Source organism: Enterobacter nematophilus (assembly GCF_026344075.1).
GTDB lineage: Bacteria > Pseudomonadota > Gammaproteobacteria > Enterobacterales > Enterobacteriaceae > Enterobacter > Enterobacter nematophilus.
In genome coordinates this window covers 26566-41622 of sequence record NZ_JAPKNE010000007.1, presented here as the reverse complement: position 1 = coordinate 41622, position 15057 = coordinate 26566, and the positions used below count along the sequence as shown (strand labels likewise).

General features: G+C 54.3%; 13 protein-coding genes and 6 tRNA genes. 8 read left to right on the top strand and 11 right to left on the bottom strand.

The features are described 5' to 3' along the window. Positions 1-142: 142 nt before the first annotated feature. Positions 143-1114, bottom strand: a complete 972-nt coding sequence (gene cysK, locus OSH03_RS17080) for a cysteine synthase A (RefSeq protein WP_008501603.1) — start codon at positions 1112-1114, stop codon at positions 143-145. Positions 1115-1277: 163 nt separating this feature from the next. Then, positions 1278-2039: a sulfate transporter CysZ gene (gene cysZ, locus OSH03_RS17075; protein WP_061097455.1), complete on the bottom strand. Its 762-nt coding sequence runs from the start codon at positions 2037-2039 to the stop codon at positions 1278-1280. Between the two features lie 230 nt (positions 2040-2269). Here cysZ and zipA point away from each other — a divergent pair, with 230 nt between their 5' ends. From zipA to OSH03_RS17060, 3 genes are all read left to right on the top strand, one after another. Beyond that, positions 2270-3253: a cell division protein ZipA gene (zipA, locus tag OSH03_RS17070; RefSeq protein WP_266179651.1), complete on the top strand. Its 984-nt coding sequence runs from the start codon at positions 2270-2272 to the stop codon at positions 3251-3253. Positions 3254-3322: 69 nt separating this feature from the next. Next, the gene (gene ligA, locus OSH03_RS17065) at positions 3323-5338 is read left to right on the top strand and encodes an NAD-dependent DNA ligase LigA (RefSeq protein WP_028013993.1); all 2016 of its coding nucleotides are present in this window, start codon (positions 3323-3325) and stop codon (positions 5336-5338) included. Between the two features lies 1 nt (position 5339). After that, positions 5340-5555 carry a DUF3820 family protein gene (locus OSH03_RS17060; RefSeq protein ID WP_003861328.1) on the top strand — a complete coding sequence of 72 codons (216 nt, stop codon included), beginning with the start codon at positions 5340-5342 and terminating at the stop codon, positions 5553-5555. Here OSH03_RS17060 and OSH03_RS17055 read toward each other — a convergent pair. Next, positions 5552-6547, bottom strand: coding sequence for a bile acid:sodium symporter family protein (locus OSH03_RS17055; protein ID WP_266179650.1), 996 nt, complete (start codon positions 6545-6547; stop codon positions 5552-5554). The genes OSH03_RS17060 and OSH03_RS17055 overlap by 4 nt on opposite strands. A gap of 89 nt (positions 6548-6636) precedes the next feature. Between OSH03_RS17055 and OSH03_RS17050 the strand changes: the two genes are divergently transcribed. Then, on the top strand, positions 6637-7572 hold the full coding sequence (locus tag OSH03_RS17050) for a LysR family transcriptional regulator (protein ID WP_253542922.1): 936 nt from the start codon (positions 6637-6639) through the stop codon (positions 7570-7572). Here OSH03_RS17050 and OSH03_RS17045 read toward each other — a convergent pair. The 5 genes from OSH03_RS17045 to OSH03_RS17025 form a co-directional block, all read right to left on the bottom strand. Next, positions 7569-7910, bottom strand: coding sequence for a FlxA-like family protein (locus OSH03_RS17045; RefSeq protein ID WP_266179649.1), 342 nt, complete (start codon positions 7908-7910; stop codon positions 7569-7571). The two genes, OSH03_RS17050 and OSH03_RS17045, sit on opposite strands and share 4 nt — an antisense overlap. A 155-nt stretch (positions 7911-8065) precedes the next feature. Beyond that, positions 8066-8141, bottom strand: a tRNA-Lys gene (locus OSH03_RS17040). Positions 8142-8145: 4 nt separating this feature from the next. Beyond that, positions 8146-8221, bottom strand: a tRNA-Val gene (locus OSH03_RS17035). Positions 8222-8250: 29 nt separating this feature from the next. Then, a tRNA-Val gene (locus tag OSH03_RS17030) sits at positions 8251-8326 on the bottom strand. 41 nt (positions 8327-8367) lie between these two features. Next, positions 8368-8443: transfer RNA gene (locus OSH03_RS17025), tRNA-Val, on the bottom strand. A gap of 258 nt (positions 8444-8701) precedes the next feature. Between OSH03_RS17025 and gltX the strand changes: the two genes are divergently transcribed. Then, the gene (gene gltX / locus OSH03_RS17020; RefSeq protein ID WP_061097461.1) at positions 8702-10117 is read left to right on the top strand and encodes a glutamate--tRNA ligase; all 1416 of its coding nucleotides are present in this window, start codon (positions 8702-8704) and stop codon (positions 10115-10117) included. A gap of 52 nt (positions 10118-10169) precedes the next feature. Here the strand turns inward: gltX and OSH03_RS17015 are convergent, their stop codons facing one another. Together OSH03_RS17015 and OSH03_RS17010 are read right to left on the bottom strand one after the other, a co-directional pair. Next, complete coding sequence (locus OSH03_RS17015; RefSeq protein WP_266179648.1) at positions 10170-10553, bottom strand: YfeC-like transcriptional regulator; 384 nt, start codon at positions 10551-10553, stop codon at positions 10170-10172. Position 10554: 1 nt separating this feature from the next. Further along, positions 10555-10917, bottom strand: coding sequence for a YfeC-like transcriptional regulator (locus tag OSH03_RS17010; RefSeq protein WP_253542919.1), 363 nt, complete (start codon positions 10915-10917; stop codon positions 10555-10557). Between the two features lie 217 nt (positions 10918-11134). Here OSH03_RS17010 and OSH03_RS17005 point away from each other — a divergent pair. The 3 genes from OSH03_RS17005 to OSH03_RS16995 all read left to right on the top strand — a co-directional run bounded on the left by OSH03_RS17005 (position 11135) and on the right by OSH03_RS16995 (position 13731). Continuing rightward, a tRNA-Ala gene (locus tag OSH03_RS17005) sits at positions 11135-11210 on the top strand. Between the two features lie 41 nt (positions 11211-11251). Then, positions 11252-11327 (top strand) — tRNA-Ala (locus OSH03_RS17000). A gap of 214 nt (positions 11328-11541) precedes the next feature. Next, positions 11542-13731, top strand: coding sequence for an EAL domain-containing protein (locus OSH03_RS16995; RefSeq protein ID WP_253542917.1), 2190 nt, complete (start codon positions 11542-11544; stop codon positions 13729-13731). A gap of 45 nt (positions 13732-13776) precedes the next feature. Here the strand turns inward: OSH03_RS16995 and OSH03_RS16990 are convergent, their stop codons facing one another. Further along, complete coding sequence (locus OSH03_RS16990; protein ID WP_061097466.1) at positions 13777-14964, bottom strand: NupC/NupG family nucleoside CNT transporter; 1188 nt, start codon at positions 14962-14964, stop codon at positions 13777-13779. Between the last annotated feature and the right edge of the window lie 93 nt (positions 14965-15057).

Genomic DNA, 15057 nt, shown 5'->3' with positions numbered 1-15057 from the left:
TAATTTCACGCTTCAAAATAATTGCTGGTTTAAATACCAGACACAACGGGGTGAAGCAATGCCAGGAGGGGCAAAAGTTTGAAGCAGGCCACAAAAAAGCACCCGAAAAGGTGCTTTTTTACGCGTTATTAACATACTGGCACTACTGTTGCAGCTCTTTTTCCGTGAACAGATCGGCAAACAGTGCGGTGCTCAAGTAACGCTCACCCGAGGACGGAAGGATAACCACAATATTCTTATTGGTAAAGGCTTCATCTTCCTGAAGTTTGAGCGCTGCCGCAACGGCCGCACCGGAAGAGATACCCGCCAGAATGCCTTCTTCATCCATCAGACGACGCGCGGTAGAGATGGCTTCTTCGTTCGTGATGGTGACCACTTTATCGATCAGCTTCAGATCCAGGTTACCCGGAATAAAGCCTGCGCCAATACCCTGAATTTTATGCGGGCCTGGCTTGAGCTCTTCACCCGCCAGCGCCTGGGTGATAACCGGTGAGTCGGTTGGTTCAACGGCAACGGTAATCAGCTCTTTTTTACCTTTTGTGCCTTTAATATAGCGAGACACGCCGGTCAGCGTGCCGCCGGTGCCGACGCCGGAGATAAATACGTCAACCTGGCCGTCAGTATCTTCCCAGATTTCCGGGCCGGTGGTCTTCTCGTGAATTTCAGGGTTAGCCGGGTTGCTGAACTGCTGTAGCAGCAGGTATTTTGCCGGATCGCTGGCCACGATCTCTTCCGCTTTCTGAATGGCACCTTTCATACCCTTCGCGCCTTCGGTCAGGACCAGGTTCGCCCCCAGCGCTTTGAGCAATTTGCGACGTTCGATGCTCATGGTTTCCGGCATGGTCAGGGTCAGCTTGTAGCCGCGTGCGGCAGCAACATAGGCCAGAGCGATACCGGTGTTACCGCTGGTCGGTTCCACCAGCTCAACGCCAGGCTTCAGCACGCCGCGTTTTTCAGCATCCCAAATCATGTTTGCACCGATGCGGCATTTTACGCTGAAGCTCGGGTTGCGTGATTCGACCTTCGCCAGAATGCGTCCATTACCGATACGGTTCAGTCGAACCAGGGGCGTATGACCGATAGTCAGCGAGTTGTCTTCATAAATCTTACTCATGGCCTGTCCTTAACTGTATGAAATTGGGATACCGACCCAGCATACCTGCTAAGCAGGTAGGGGGAAGTAAGGAATTCGCATATCTATATACTGCAAGGAAATAATGGGGATCAGTATGGAATAAGGGGCGGCATAAGCCACCCCTGCTTTACACATTTTTGCATTATTTCCATAACGCGTGCTTAGCACGGTAGCAGTCCACCCACATCGCCGTCGCGCCGCAAACCGCAACCGGCATGATGAACAGGTTAAGGAAGGGAATCATGGTGAACAGGCTGGTCAGCGCGCCAAACTGCATATTGGCGACCTTCCGGGTGCGCAGGGCCGTGCGCATCGCTTTAAACGGCACCTTGTGGTTATCGAACGGATAGTCACAGTACTGGATGGCCAGCATCCAGGCGCTGAACAGGAACCACAGCACCGGCGCAACCGTCTGGCCAATGCCGGGGACAAAGTAGAGGGCAAGCAGTACAACCGCGCGGGGGAGGTACCAGGCAAACTTCTGCCACTCGCGCTTCATAATGCGCGGGATATCTTTCACGATCCCCAGTACGCCCGTGTCCGGTGGCGTCGCGCCGGTAAGCCGCGCCTCCAGCTGTTCCGCCAGCAGGCCGTTAAACGGCGCGGCTATCCAGTTCGCAATCGTTGAGAATAAATAGCCGAATACCAGCAGCACGGAGATAACCGCCACCGGCCAGAGCAGGTAGTTAAGCCACTGCAGCCAGTCCGGCACGTGGCTCATCAGCGACGGGATCCAGCTTTCAAGCTTTGTGAACAGCCACCAGAACGCGCCGCCCATCAGAATGATGTTGATCAACAGCGGCAGAATGACGAAGCGACGGATACCCGGCAGTGAAACCAGTTTCCAGCCCTGAGAGAAATACCAGACGCCGCTGCGCGGGGGAGAAGACGATGTTGAAACCATAACCAGGCTGTACTCCTTTTTTCACAACCAGTGGAATTGCCCGCCTATATTATCCACTTGCGGACCAATGACCAGTTCGGAAATGTTCGAAAAACCAGCAAAAAGCACAATTTACTTCATCTTTATGCTGCGAATGCTCTGCACACACTTGCACTTGACGTAAACGGCAAATACTCTTAGTGAGTAAATGTTTGCCGTGGTGGCAAGGTGTTAGAACAACAGAGAATATAATGATGCAGGATTTGCGTCTGATATTAATCATTGTTGGCGCGATCGCCATAATCGCTTTACTGGTACATGGTTTCTGGACCAGCCGTAAAGAGCGTTCCTCGATGTTTCGCGATCGCCCACTGAAGCGCATGAAGTCCAGTCGTGATGATGATGACACTGAAGATGACATCACCGGTAGCGACGACGACGGCGTGGGTGAAGTTCGTGTTCATCGGGTCAATACTGCGCCCGGCGCGGCTCATGGGGAGCATGAAGCCCCCCGCGCTCCGCAGCACCAGTATCAACCGCCGTATGCCTCTGCCCAGCCGCGCCAGCCAGCGCCGCAGCCAGTGGAAGAACCTGTGCGTCAGCCGCCGCAACCGCCTGTGCAACAGCAGCCCGCTGCGCCACAGCCGGTTCAACACCAACCTGTGCAGCAGCCCACGCAACAGCAGCCTGCGCAGCCGGTACAACAGCCGCAGCAGCCTGTTCATGTACAGCCTGCGCCGCAGCCCGCTCCGGCTCCGCACGTTGAGCCAGAGCCGGTCGTCGAGCCTGAACCGGTTGTTGAAAAGCCGCAGCGTAAAGAAGCGGTGATCATCATGAACGTGGCCGCGCATCACGGCAGCCATCTCAACGGTGACGTGCTGCTCAACAGTATTCAACAGGCAGGCTTCAAGTTTGGCGATATGAATATTTTCCATCGCCACCTGAGCCCTGACGGTAGCGGCCCGGCGCTGTTTAGCCTGGCCAATATGGTCAACCCAGGCACCTTCGATCCGGAAATGACCGGTGATTTTGTGACGCCGGGTGTCACTATCTTTATGCAGGTGCCGTCCTACGGCGATGAGCTGCAAAACTTCAAGCTGATGCTGCAGTCCGCGCAGCACATCGCTGATGAAGTAGGTGGTGTGGTGCTCGACGATCAGCGTCGAATGATGACCCCGCAGAAGCTGCGCGAGTATCAGGACCGCATCCGCGAAGTTAAGGAAGCCAACGCGTAATCGTCGCGTTTACTTCAACTCCTCCTCAACCCCCGCCTGTCGGGGGTTTTTTCTCATTGATGGTGCGATATGGACTCAATCGAACAACAACTCACTGAACTGCGAACCACGCTTCGCCATCATGAATATCTCTATCATGTTATGGACGCACCGGAAGTGCCGGATGCGGAGTATGACCGGCTGATGCGCGAGCTGCGCGAGCTGGAGGCGCAGCACCCGGAACTGATTACGCCGGATTCCCCGACCCAGCGCGTCGGCGCCGAGCCGCTGGGGGCATTCAGCCAGGTGCGTCACGAAGTACCGATGCTGTCGCTGGATAACGTCTTTGATGAAGAGAGCTTCCTCGCGTTTAACAAGCGCGTGCAGGACCGTCTGAAAAGCAGCGATTCCCTCACCTGGTGCTGCGAGCTGAAGCTCGACGGCCTGGCGGTCAGCCTTCTCTATGAAAACGGCGTGCTGGTGCGCGCCGCCACGCGTGGCGACGGCACAACGGGGGAAGACATCACCACCAACGTGCGCACCATTCGCGCGATCCCGCTGAAACTGCAGGGGGACAACATTCCTGCGCGTCTGGAAGTGCGCGGGGAAGTATTCCTGCCCCAGGCGGGCTTCGAAAAGATCAATGAAGAAGCGCGTCGCACCGGTGGGAAAGTGTTTGCTAACCCGCGTAACGCGGCGGCAGGCTCTCTGCGCCAGCTTGACCCGCGCATTACGGCGAAGCGTCCGCTTACTTTCTTCTGCTACGGCGTCGGTATTCTGGAGGGCGGCGAACTACCGGATACGCACCTCGGGCGTCTGCTGCAGTTTAAAGCCTGGGGCCTGCCGGTGAGCAACCGCGTTCAGCTCTGCGACTCGCCGGAAGCGGTGCTGGCGTTCTACCACAAAGTGGAAGAGGACCGCCCGACGCTCGGCTTTGATATTGATGGCGTTGTCATCAAGGTCAATTCGCTGGCGCTGCAGGAGCAGCTGGGCTTTGTGGCGCGCGCGCCGCGCTGGGCGGTGGCGTTTAAGTTCCCTGCCCAGGAGCAGATGACCTTCGTTCGCGACGTGGAGTTCCAGGTGGGGCGTACGGGCGCGATTACCCCGGTCGCACGGCTGGAGCCGGTGCAGGTCGCGGGCGTGCTGGTGAGTAACGCTACGCTGCATAACGCCGATGAAATCGAACGCCTGGGCCTGCGCATTGGTGACAAAGTGGTGATTCGCCGCGCGGGCGATGTTATCCCGCAGGTGGTGAACGTTGTTGAGTCAGAGCGTCCTGACGATACGCGCGAGGTCGTCTTCCCGACCCACTGCCCGGTATGCGGCTCTGACGTAGAGCGCGTGGAAGGCGAAGCGGTGGCCCGCTGTACGGGCGGCCTGATCTGTGGTGCGCAGCGTAAAGAGTCGCTTAAGCACTTCGTCTCCCGCCGCGCAATGGACGTTGACGGCATGGGCGACAAGATTATCGATCAGCTGGTTGAGAAAGAGTATGTCCATACGCCAGCGGATCTGTTCAGGCTGACGGCGGGCAAACTGACCGGCCTGGATCGCATGGGGCCGAAGTCAGCCCAGAACGTGGTTAACGCGCTGGAAGCGGCGAAAGAGACGACCTTCGCCCGCTTCCTGTACGCGCTGGGCATTCGTGAAGTCGGCGAAGCGACGGCGGCAGGTTTAGCCGCGTACTTTGGTACGCTGGAGGCACTGGAAAAGGCAAGCATCGACGAGCTGCAGAAAGTGCCGGACGTCGGCATCGTCGTCGCCACGCACGTCTTTAACTTTTTTGCCGAAGAGAGCAACCGCGAGGTCATCGGCAAGCTGCTGGAAGAGGGCATTAAATGGCCCGCGCCGGTGGTGGTCAACGCCGAAGAGATCGACAGTCCATTTGCCGGTAAAACCGTGGTGCTAACCGGTAGCCTCAGCCAGCTTTCACGCGATGATGCAAAAGCGCGTCTGGTGGCGCTGGGGGCCAAAGTGGCGGGCAGCGTGTCGAAGAAAACCGACCTGGTGATTGCCGGGGAAGCGGCGGGGTCGAAGCTGGCGAAAGCCCAGGAGCTCGGCATTGAAGTTATCGACGAAGCGGAAATGATGCGTCTGTTAGGAGAGTAACGTGGAGAAAGAGCAGCTCGTTGAGATAGCCAATACGGAGATGCCGTTCGGTAAATATAAGGGCCGCAGGCTGATCGATTTGCCGGAGGAGTATCTGCTGTGGTTTGCCCGCAAGGATGAATTTCCTGCAGGGCGACTGGGCGAGCTGATGGCTATTACGCTACTGATTAAAACCGAGGGGCTGACCCAGCTGGTGCAGCCCCTGAAGCGTCCTTAAGCCTTCGCGGCGCGGGTCTCTTCCTGCGCCAGTTTTTCCGTCTGGCGCTTGTAGCGACGCGCCAGCACCGCGCAGACCATCAGCTGGATCTGGTGGAAAATCATCAGCGGCAGCACCATCATCCCGATCATCGAGGTGGGGAACAGAATGTTCGCCATCGGGATGCCGTTCGCCAGGCTCTTTTTGGAGCCGCAGAAGACAATGGTGATCTCATCGGCTTTGCTGAAGCCGCATTTGCGCGCCACAAAAACGTTTACCGCAATGACAATTGCCAGCAGAACGAGGCTGACCACCACGATAAACAGCAGCGAGCCTGCGCCCACCTTATGCCAGATCCCGTTCACGACCGCTTCGCTGAAGGCGGAATAGACTACCAGCAGAATCGACGACTGGTCGGTTTTGGAGATCCATTTCTTGTGCTTCGCCACAAACGCCCCGGTCCACGGACGCGAGAGATGCCCGAGAACAAACGGCAGCAGCAGCTGCAGGCAGATTTTGCCGACCTGCTCAAGGTTACCTTCCGCGCCGTGCATGTTCATCAGCAGGCCCACCAGCAGCGGGGAGACGAAAATCCCTAACAGGCTGGATGCCGATGCCGAGCAGACCGCGGCCGCAACGTTCCCTCCGGCAAGAGAGGTAAAGGCAATAGCGGACTGCACGGTGGCCGGGAGAATACAGAGATACAGGAAACCGGTGTAGAGCGCCGGGTCGACGTTAACCGGCGCCCACCAGGCAAACAGCACCCCGAGGATCGGGAACAGAATGAACGTGCTGCACATTACCCAGAGGTGCAGTCGCCAGTGGCTACCGCCAGCGATAATCGCTTCGCGGGAGAGTTTTGCGCCGTGCATAAAGAACAGCAGCGCGATGGCGGCCGTCGTCAGCCCCTCAAAAAACGGGACGAAACCGCCGCGGGCGGGTAAGAACGAGGCCAGTAAAACGGTAGCCACCAGCGTAAGCGTAAACGGATCAAGAATACGAAATAGTTTCATAATGACTCCTGAAAACAGATGTCGCTATTGTGCTTTTTTCCATTTGAGAAATAAAATTGATTTATTGCATCCATTCATGAATTAAACAGATGAATTATTCCCTACGCCAGCTTCGCATTTTCGTCACCGTCGCCCATGCCCGCAGCTTCAGCCGGGCAGGGGAGATGATTGGCCTGAGCCAGTCGGCGGTCAGCCACAGCGTGAAAGAGCTGGAAAATCAGACCGGCGTTAGGCTGCTTGACCGCACCACGCGCGAAGTGGTCCTGACCGAAGCGGGACAGCAGCTGGCCCTGCGCCTCGAACGGCTGCTGGATGAGCTCAACAGCACGCTCAGAGACGTGGGGAGGCTGGGACAGCAGCTGTCGGGCACCGTGCGGGTTGCGGCCAGCCAGACGATATCCGCGCACCTTATCCCGCAGTGTATCGCCGAGGGAAACCATCGCTACCCTGATATTGATTTTGTTCTGCATGACAGGCCGCAGCAGTGGGTGCTGGAGAGCATCCGCCAGGGGGATGTGGATTTTGGTATTGTGATCGACCCCGGCCAGGTGAGCGATCTGGAATGCGAAAGCGTTCTTTCTGAGCCCTTTTTGCTGCTCTGCCGTGATGACGATCCGCTGGCAGCGTTGCCGGAGGTCAGCTGGCAGTCCCTGCAGGGGGCGAACCTGGTATTGCAGGATTATGCCTCAGGCAGCCGTCCGCTGATTGATTCCGCGCTGGTGAATCAGGGCGTTAACGCAACGATCGTGCAGGAGATAGGTCACCCGGCCACGCTGTTTCCCATGGTGGAAGCCGGAATTGGCATCAGCGTGCTGCCCGCCCTGGCGCTTCCCCTGCCGCAGGGAAACCGGCTGGCGGTGAAGCGGCTGACGCCCGTTGTCGAGCGAAAGCTGATGCTGGTGCGGCGAAAAAATCGCTCACTCTCGGGTGCGGCGCAGGCTATCTGGGAAGTGGTGCGTATCCAGGCACAACGATTAACCGAGGCCCGCATACGCGACCCACTGTTTAACGCATCAGACGATTAGATGTAGATATCAATCTGATGATTGTCTGACGGGCTGTTAACCCCTTCCACTTTGCCCATCTTTTGATCCTGCTTTTTCTGGGCCTCTTCGGCCTGCTGGCGCTGCAGCGCCGCGAGCTGCGCCTGCAGCACTTTGATCTGGGTCTGAATCAGTTCCTGCTGCTTCTTCTTCTCATCTGCACTGCCGGAGCTGTTTGCCAGCTCTTTTAACTGCTGGGTCAGCTTTTTGATCTTATCGGTAATGCGGCTGATTTGCGCCGCGATATCGTTACTGCCGGAAGCGCCGCTCCCGCCGCCGCTGGTTTGAATGGGTTGGGTTGAAGCCTGAATGGTCGTCATACTTTTTCCTCGCGCTATAAAACAGAGGTATCGGCACCGACGGGATTAGCTTGAGGAAAACTGCCATATCTGGGGAGTTGGTTCGGGGCTTATACGATCAACACCCGATTATATTACAGATAGCAAAAAAGCGCCTTTAGGGCGCTTTTTTACATTGGTGGGTCGTGCAGGATTCGAACCTGCGACCAATTGATTAAAAGTCAACTGCTCTACCAACTGAGCTAACGACCCGAAATGGTGGGCGATGACGGGCTCGAACCGCCGACCCCCTCCGTGTAAAGGAGATGCTCTACCAACTGAGCTAATCGCCCATTTCGGAACTGCTGCGATAAGGTGAGAATGGTGGGCGATGACGGGCTCGAACCGCCGACCCCCTCCGTGTAAAGGAGATGCTCTACCAACTGAGCTAATCGCCCAATCTCAATTCTTATCTACACTGCGAGTCTACCTAAGTAGATGGTGGGTGATGACGGGCTCGAACCGCCGACCCCCTCCGTGTAAAGGAGATGCTCTACCAACTGAGCTAATCACCCCCGCTGTGTGGAGTCGCATTATAGGGAGAGTTGAAAATGAGTCAACGCATTTTCTAAAGTTTTTATTCGTTCGTCGTAAAATTAAACAAAACGATCGCAAAACGGGCGGTGGCGCATGATTTCTAAACAAAAACAGCAAACTCCGCCACGATAAAGGGATCGACATTGAGGAATCCCCCCACAGTGATAGAATATTGCCCATCGTTTTTTCCCCGGGATTTGCCGATTGCCGGCATCTTTATAACGTAAGGCCATTTCATGAAAATCAAAACTCGCTTCGCGCCGAGCCCGACAGGCTATCTGCACGTCGGTGGTGCTCGTACTGCTCTCTATTCCTGGCTTTTTGCACGCCACAACAAAGGTGAGTTCGTGCTGCGTATAGAAGACACCGATCTTGAGCGCTCCACGCCGGAAGCAATTGAAGCCATTATGGATGGTATGAACTGGCTGAACCTGCAGTGGGACGAAGGCCCGTATTTCCAGACCAAACGTTTTGACCGCTATAACGCTGTCATCGATGAGATGCTGGTCGCGGGTACGGCGTATAAGTGCTACTGCTCCAAAGAGCGTCTGGATGCGCTGCGTGAAGAGCAGATGGCGAACGGTGAAAAACCGCGTTATGACGGCCGCTGCCGCCACGATCATAGCGAGCATGCCGCTGATGAGCCTTGCGTGGTGCGTTTTGCTAACCCGCAGGATGGCTCGGTGATTTTCGACGACCAGATCCGTGGCCCGATCGAATTCAGCAACCAGGAGCTGGACGATCTGATCATTCGCCGCACCGACGGATCCCCAACCTATAACTTCTGCGTTGTGGTTGATGACTGGGATATGGAAATTACCCACGTTATCCGCGGTGAAGACCATATCAACAATACTCCGCGCCAGATCAACATCCTGAAAGCGCTGAATGCACCTGTTCCGGTCTACGCGCACGTCTCCATGATCAACGGCGACGACGGTAAAAAGCTGTCTAAACGTCACGGTGCGGTCAGCGTCATGCAGTATCGCGACGATGGCTATCTGCCGGAAGCGCTGCTGAACTATCTGGTGCGTCTGGGCTGGGCTCACGGCGACCAGGAGATCTTCAGCCGCGAAGAGATGATCGAGCTGTTCTCTCTGAGCTCTGTGAGCAAATCTGCCAGCGCATTCAACACCGACAAGCTGCTGTGGCTGAACCATCACTACATCAATACCATGCCGCCGGAATATGTGGCGACGTACCTGCAGTGGCACATTGAGCAGGCAAATATTGATACCCGCACCGGCCCTGAGCTGGCGGATCTGGTTAAACTGCTCGGCGAGCGCTGCAAAACGCTGAAAGAAATTGCCGAAAGCTGCCGCTACTTCTATGAAGAGTTTGATGAGTTTGACGCCGACGCCGCGAAGAAGCACCTTCGCCCGGTTGCGCGTCAGCCGCTGGAAGTGGTGCGTGACAAGCTGGCTGCGCTCACCGAGTGGAACGCTGAGAATGTGCATCACGCCATTCAGGCGACCGCAGACGAACTGGAAGTCGGCATGGGCAAAGTCGGCATGCCGCTGCGCGTTGCGGTAACCGGTGCGGGTCAGTCTCCGGCGCTGGACGTGACTGTCCATGCCATCGGCAAGTCACGCAGCGTGGCGCGCATCAACAAGGCGCTGGATTTTATTGCAGAACGTGAAAATCAGCAGTAATTAAGCCATCTATAAGAAAAACGGCAGGGTATCCTGCCGTTTTTTTTGCCTTTCATTCAGCAATACCCAGACGAGTAAGAAAACCGCGTATGCCTTCGCGCTTCAGTAAGGTATCCAGACGCTGCTGTTCAAGCTCGGTCATACTCTCCAGCGTTTCGATAATGCCCGGACGCAGACGTGAAGGCTGTTCATTGTAGGATGAGGTTACCTCGGCCAGATGATAAACCGCCTGGCGGTTACGGATAGCCGGGAGGCTCATAATATGCTCCTTCACGCGCGCATCAACGTGAATGAGCCGCGCCCGACCGCCTTTTACGCCATTGAGTCCTTCGGTTTTCCACCCCTGTTGCCGTATCCAGCGATTTACCGTTTGTCTGGCAACACCCAAATTCTCCGCCAGCTCTTCCGTGGTCATTTTGCTACGTAGTCTTTTCATATTAATTCTGGTCGCGAATCCCTAAACGTTGCAACAAACCGGTAATCCCTTCCCGCAATAGCAGCGATGTCATCTGCTTCTGCTCTTCCGGCGTCATTTCATTGGCCAGCGTCACGAGTAGGGTATGAAGCGAACCGTCAGTGCTGATGCCGTCAGGCATAGCGGATGTTTCCGTTGCCCGGCGTGCGCTGCGAATAAAGTCACGCACCTTTTCGTTCACATGCACCAGGCGTGCTTTACCCCCCTGGACGCCAGGCTTAGGTGACGTTATCCAACCCTCTTTGCGTACCCATTTATTGATGGTCTGTCGGCTATAGCCAGTGAGCAGGGCTAACTCTTCCGGCGTCATTCGTTCCTTGATCATGCAATTTCCTGAATATCCGTGGGGTTAATTAACGGCTCATTTTATAGCACCGTTTTACATGAAAACGTGACAGGCTTAACTCATGACTGCGAGCAGGCTCGCAAAGTGATTCATTTGCATGATTTTTCGGCGATTGAACTGCAGTCATTGATTTTGCCGTTGACACTCCGCGGCGGAATTCATATTATGCCGCCCGTCAACATGACAGCTTTACGATGGGGCTATAGCTCAGCTGGGAGAGCGCCTGCATGGCATGCAGGAGGTCAGCGGTTCGATCCCGCTTAGCTCCACCAAACTCTGAACCCAACAGAGTGCGGTTAGTAAAGTGACATGTGGGGCTATAGCTCAGCTGGGAGAGCGCTTGCATGGCATGCAAGAGGTCAGCGGTTCGATCCCGCTTAGCTCCACCAAAATTTTAAACCCTCGTCAAAAGACGAGGGTTTTTTTTATCCGTTTGTAAAATCCTTCCCCGCTTTTGTTATCAAAAAGAAGGTATTCCTGTACCTGACCTCAATCGAAATCAATAAACCAGTCTATAAATAGACTTCAACTTGATTCGTGCAATTAATAAACCTATTATCCATGCGGTCAATAAAATGAACGGATAATAATCTCATCAGCTTAATGAATAGAAAAACGTACAATAATGTAAAGATATTTATAATTGCCCTGGCGATATGCCTGATTGCGGTTCCTTTTTCCCGTTATCTCTCTCCCCGTGCAATGGTAAATGGTCACGACGTTTATTTAGCGTGGTTACCCCTGAGCGTAATGCTGGCGGTAATTCTGTTATTTGGTCGCCGTGCCGTTCTTCCCATTTTGTTAGGTTTTACTGTCACTAATTTATTTTATGTTAATTTAGCGCCGCTACAATATTCAGTATTACTGTTTTGTCAGACTTTTGCATTGTTCACGGCGTGTGGCCTTCTGCGCCTCATGCTGGGCAAGCGCTGGCGCTACTGCATCCCAAACAAGCACGTCGGGTTACGTATATTCTGGCTCGGTTTTATCGTTCCCGTCGGCATTAAGCTGTCGATGTATTTGGCGGGCTATTTATTTGATTTCCCGGTAACTATCTCCACTTTCTTCGGCGAAGGAACGGTAATTTATAACGTCGTGGATATTCAAAGCCTGATTTGCGCGGCGCTGATTTTTACCATGATGTTCTATTACCCGTTAAGAATGATAATTAATCCCCGCTATGCCATCACCTTCTGGCGGAGAAGCGTGAAGCCCGTGTTTTTCCACAAGAATTCATTATATATATTTGTCTGGCTGATGCTTTTAGGCTTCAGCCTCGCCGTTTTATGCGCGCCTTTTGAATCACCCGTTATTGCGGGCTATTTAATGCCGCTGATTTTTATTCTTTTTACCCTTGCGATAAGCCGCCTGACCTACGCGCTTATCTCTCTGCTGTGGGCTGCTTCAGCGCTTCTGCTGTTGACCTACAACTACAACTTCCTGAACGGGGTGGAAACAGGCCATTCGCTCTCCTTTATTCTGTCCGTGCTGATCTCTTTTGCCATCTGCTTGCTTTACATGTCGCGGATTTACCAGCGCAGCGAGTGGCTGAAGCGGGGGTGGCAGGGCAGGGCGCTCACCGATCCGCTGACCGGTTTACCCAATATTCGTGCGCTGGAAGAGCATCTTGAGATGCATCCAGAGGCCAAAGTTTGTTTGTTGCGCATGGATAACCTGGAATTTTTGAGCCGCCACTACGGGATCCTCATGCGGGTCCATTGCAAACGAACGATTGCCACGTCGCTGCAGCCGCTTTTGCAAAAGAATGAGATGCTGTTCCAGTTGCCCGGAAGCGAGCTGGTGGTTGTATTGCTGGGGCCCGAAATTGCAGAGCGTCTACAGCATATAGTCGATCGGCTGAACAGCCGAAAGATTTTCTGGAACAACACCGGGCTGGATATTGAGTTTGGTGCCTCCTGGGGGATGGTGGAAAACGGTGAAAATTTACATCACACGCTGGGGCAGCTGAGCTGGCTGGCTGAGCAATCTTGCGCGGGGCACAACGTGCTTGCGCTGACGAATAGTCTGGAGGCAGCATCAGGGCAAACAACGGAGCGTGTTCTGATGTTAGCGCGGATTAAGCATGCCCTTGAGACGGATCGGTTCCATTTATACGTGCAGCCGATCCAAAAGGCAGACGGTAGCGGCTACTATGAAATTCTGACGCGTATGGAGAGTGAAGGGGAGATCATCACTCCGGATCGCTTTATTCCGCTGGTTGCCCAGTTCAACCTCAGCCACCGGTTTGATATGTGCGTCATGGAAAAATTACTGCAGTGGCTGCGCGATCACCCTGCGAAGCAGGCTGGGGCCCGTTTCTCCGTTAATCTGATGCCGCTCACGCTTATGCAACAGGAGGTAGCGACCGAGATTTGTACGCTGTTTGAGCGCTACGGCGTTGCGCCTCAGACCGTGGTGATTGAGATCACTGAAGAGCAGGCCTTCTCTAATTCCGGCAGCAGCATCAATAATATTCAACAGCTGAGGGATTACGGTTTCCGGATTGCCATTGATGATTTTGGCACCGGCTATGCCAACTACGAGCGTCTCAGACGTCTGCAGGCAGATATCATTAAAATTGACGGCTGCTTTGTTAAAGATATTTGCACTGATGATATGGATGCGATGATCGTCCAGTCGATGTGTAATCTGGCGAAAACAAAATCGCTGTGCGTTGTCGCGGAATATGTAGAAACACCGGCGCAGCGGGAGATGCTGCTTCGCTTTGGCGTGGACTATCTGCAGGGCTATCTGATAGGCAAACCCAAACCGCTTAAAGAACTGCGGGCATAAAAAAACCGGGAGCCAGACTCCCGGTTTTTGTTTTAACGGTAAACGTTACAGTACCAGTGCTGCGATAGAAGCAGACAGAACGCTCACCAGGGTGGAGCCGTAAACCAGCTTCAGGCCAAAGCGAGAAACCACGTTACCCTGCTCTTCGTTCAGGCCTTTAATCGCGCCGGCGATAATGCCGATGGACGAGAAGTTGGCGAAGGAAACCAGGAATACGGACAGAATGCCTTCCGCGCGCGGAGAAAGCGTGCTGGCGATTTTCTGCAGATCCATCATCGCAACGAATTCGTTAGAAACCAGCTTGGTCGCCATGATACTGCCTACCTGCAGCGCTTCGTGAGCCGGAACACCCATCACCCATGCAACAGGATAGAAGATGTAGCCCAGAATGCCCTGGAAGGAGATACCCAACACCGCAGCGAACAGGGCGTTCAGCGCAGAAATCAGCGCAATGAAGCCGATCAGCATAGCGGCAACGATAATCGCCACTTTGAAACCAGCCAGAATGTACTCACCCAGCATTTCGAAGAAGCTCTGACCTTCGTGCAGGTTAGACATCTGGATGTTCTCTTCGCTGGCGTCAACGCGGTACGGGTTGATAATCGACAGAACGATAAAGGTGCTGAACATGTTCAGTACCAGCGCTGCAACCACATATTTTGGCTCCAGCATGGTCATATACGCGCCCACGATAGACATGGAAACGGTAGACATTGCGGTTGCCGCCATGGTGTACATGCGGTTACGGGACATTTTGCCGAGGATATCTTTATACGCGATGAAGTTCTCAGACTGACCGAGGATCAGGGAGCTTACGGCGTTGAAAGATTCCAGCTTGCCCATGCCGTTCACTTTGGATAATAGGAAACCAATTCCACGAATAACGAACGGCAGAACGCGGATATGCTGCAGAATACCGATGAGCGCGGAGATGAAGACGATGGGGCACAGTACCTTCAGGAAGAAGAACGCCAGACCTTCGTCGTTCATTTTACCGAAGACAAAGTTTGTCCCTTCGTTGGCGAATCCGAGCAGCTTTTCGAACATTTCGGAGAAGCCTTTCACGAAGCCGAGGCCTACGTTGGAGTTCAGGAAGAACCACGCAAGTAAAACTTCAATGACCAGCAGCTGGACAACATAACGAATACGAATTTTTTTGCGGTCTGTGCTGACCAGCAATGCGAGTGCAGTAACGACAACAAGTGCCAGGACAAAATGAAGGACGCGGTCCATATTTGCTCCAAATATGAGGCAGGTTTAATTTTCGTGCACATTCTATGTAACAAGCGAAAAGAAAACGAGATCAAGGGCACACTATAGTTACAT

Excerpts from the sequence above, each read along its gene's own strand:
- OSH03_RS17015 (WP_266179648.1), bottom strand. The coding sequence starts at position 10,553 with ATGAAAAGACTACGTAGCAAAATGACCACGGAAGAGCTGGCGGAGAAT.
- cysZ (WP_061097455.1), bottom strand. The coding sequence starts at position 2,039 with ATGGTTTCAACATCGTCTTCTCCCCCGCGCAGCGGCGTCTGGTATTTC.
- OSH03_RS17050 (WP_253542922.1), top strand. The coding sequence starts at position 6,637 with ATGAATTATTCCCTACGCCAGCTTCGCATTTTCGTCACCGTCGCCCAT.
- OSH03_RS17010 (WP_253542919.1), bottom strand. The coding sequence starts at position 10,917 with ATGATCAAGGAACGAATGACGCCGGAAGAGTTAGCCCTGCTCACTGGC.
- ligA (WP_028013993.1), top strand. The coding sequence starts at position 3,323 with ATGGACTCAATCGAACAACAACTCACTGAACTGCGAACCACGCTTCGC.
- OSH03_RS16995 (WP_253542917.1), top strand. The coding sequence starts at position 11,542 with ATGAATAGAAAAACGTACAATAATGTAAAGATATTTATAATTGCCCTG.
- gltX (WP_061097461.1), top strand. The coding sequence starts at position 8,702 with ATGAAAATCAAAACTCGCTTCGCGCCGAGCCCGACAGGCTATCTGCAC.
- zipA (WP_266179651.1), top strand. The coding sequence starts at position 2,270 with ATGATGCAGGATTTGCGTCTGATATTAATCATTGTTGGCGCGATCGCC.
- cysK (WP_008501603.1), bottom strand. The coding sequence starts at position 1,114 with ATGAGTAAGATTTATGAAGACAACTCGCTGACTATCGGTCATACGCCC.
- OSH03_RS16990 (WP_061097466.1), bottom strand. The coding sequence starts at position 14,964 with ATGGACCGCGTCCTTCATTTTGTCCTGGCACTTGTTGTCGTTACTGCA.
- OSH03_RS17045 (WP_266179649.1), bottom strand. The coding sequence starts at position 7,910 with ATGACGACCATTCAGGCTTCAACCCAACCCATTCAAACCAGCGGCGGC.
- OSH03_RS17055 (WP_266179650.1), bottom strand. The coding sequence starts at position 6,547 with ATGAAACTATTTCGTATTCTTGATCCGTTTACGCTTACGCTGGTGGCT.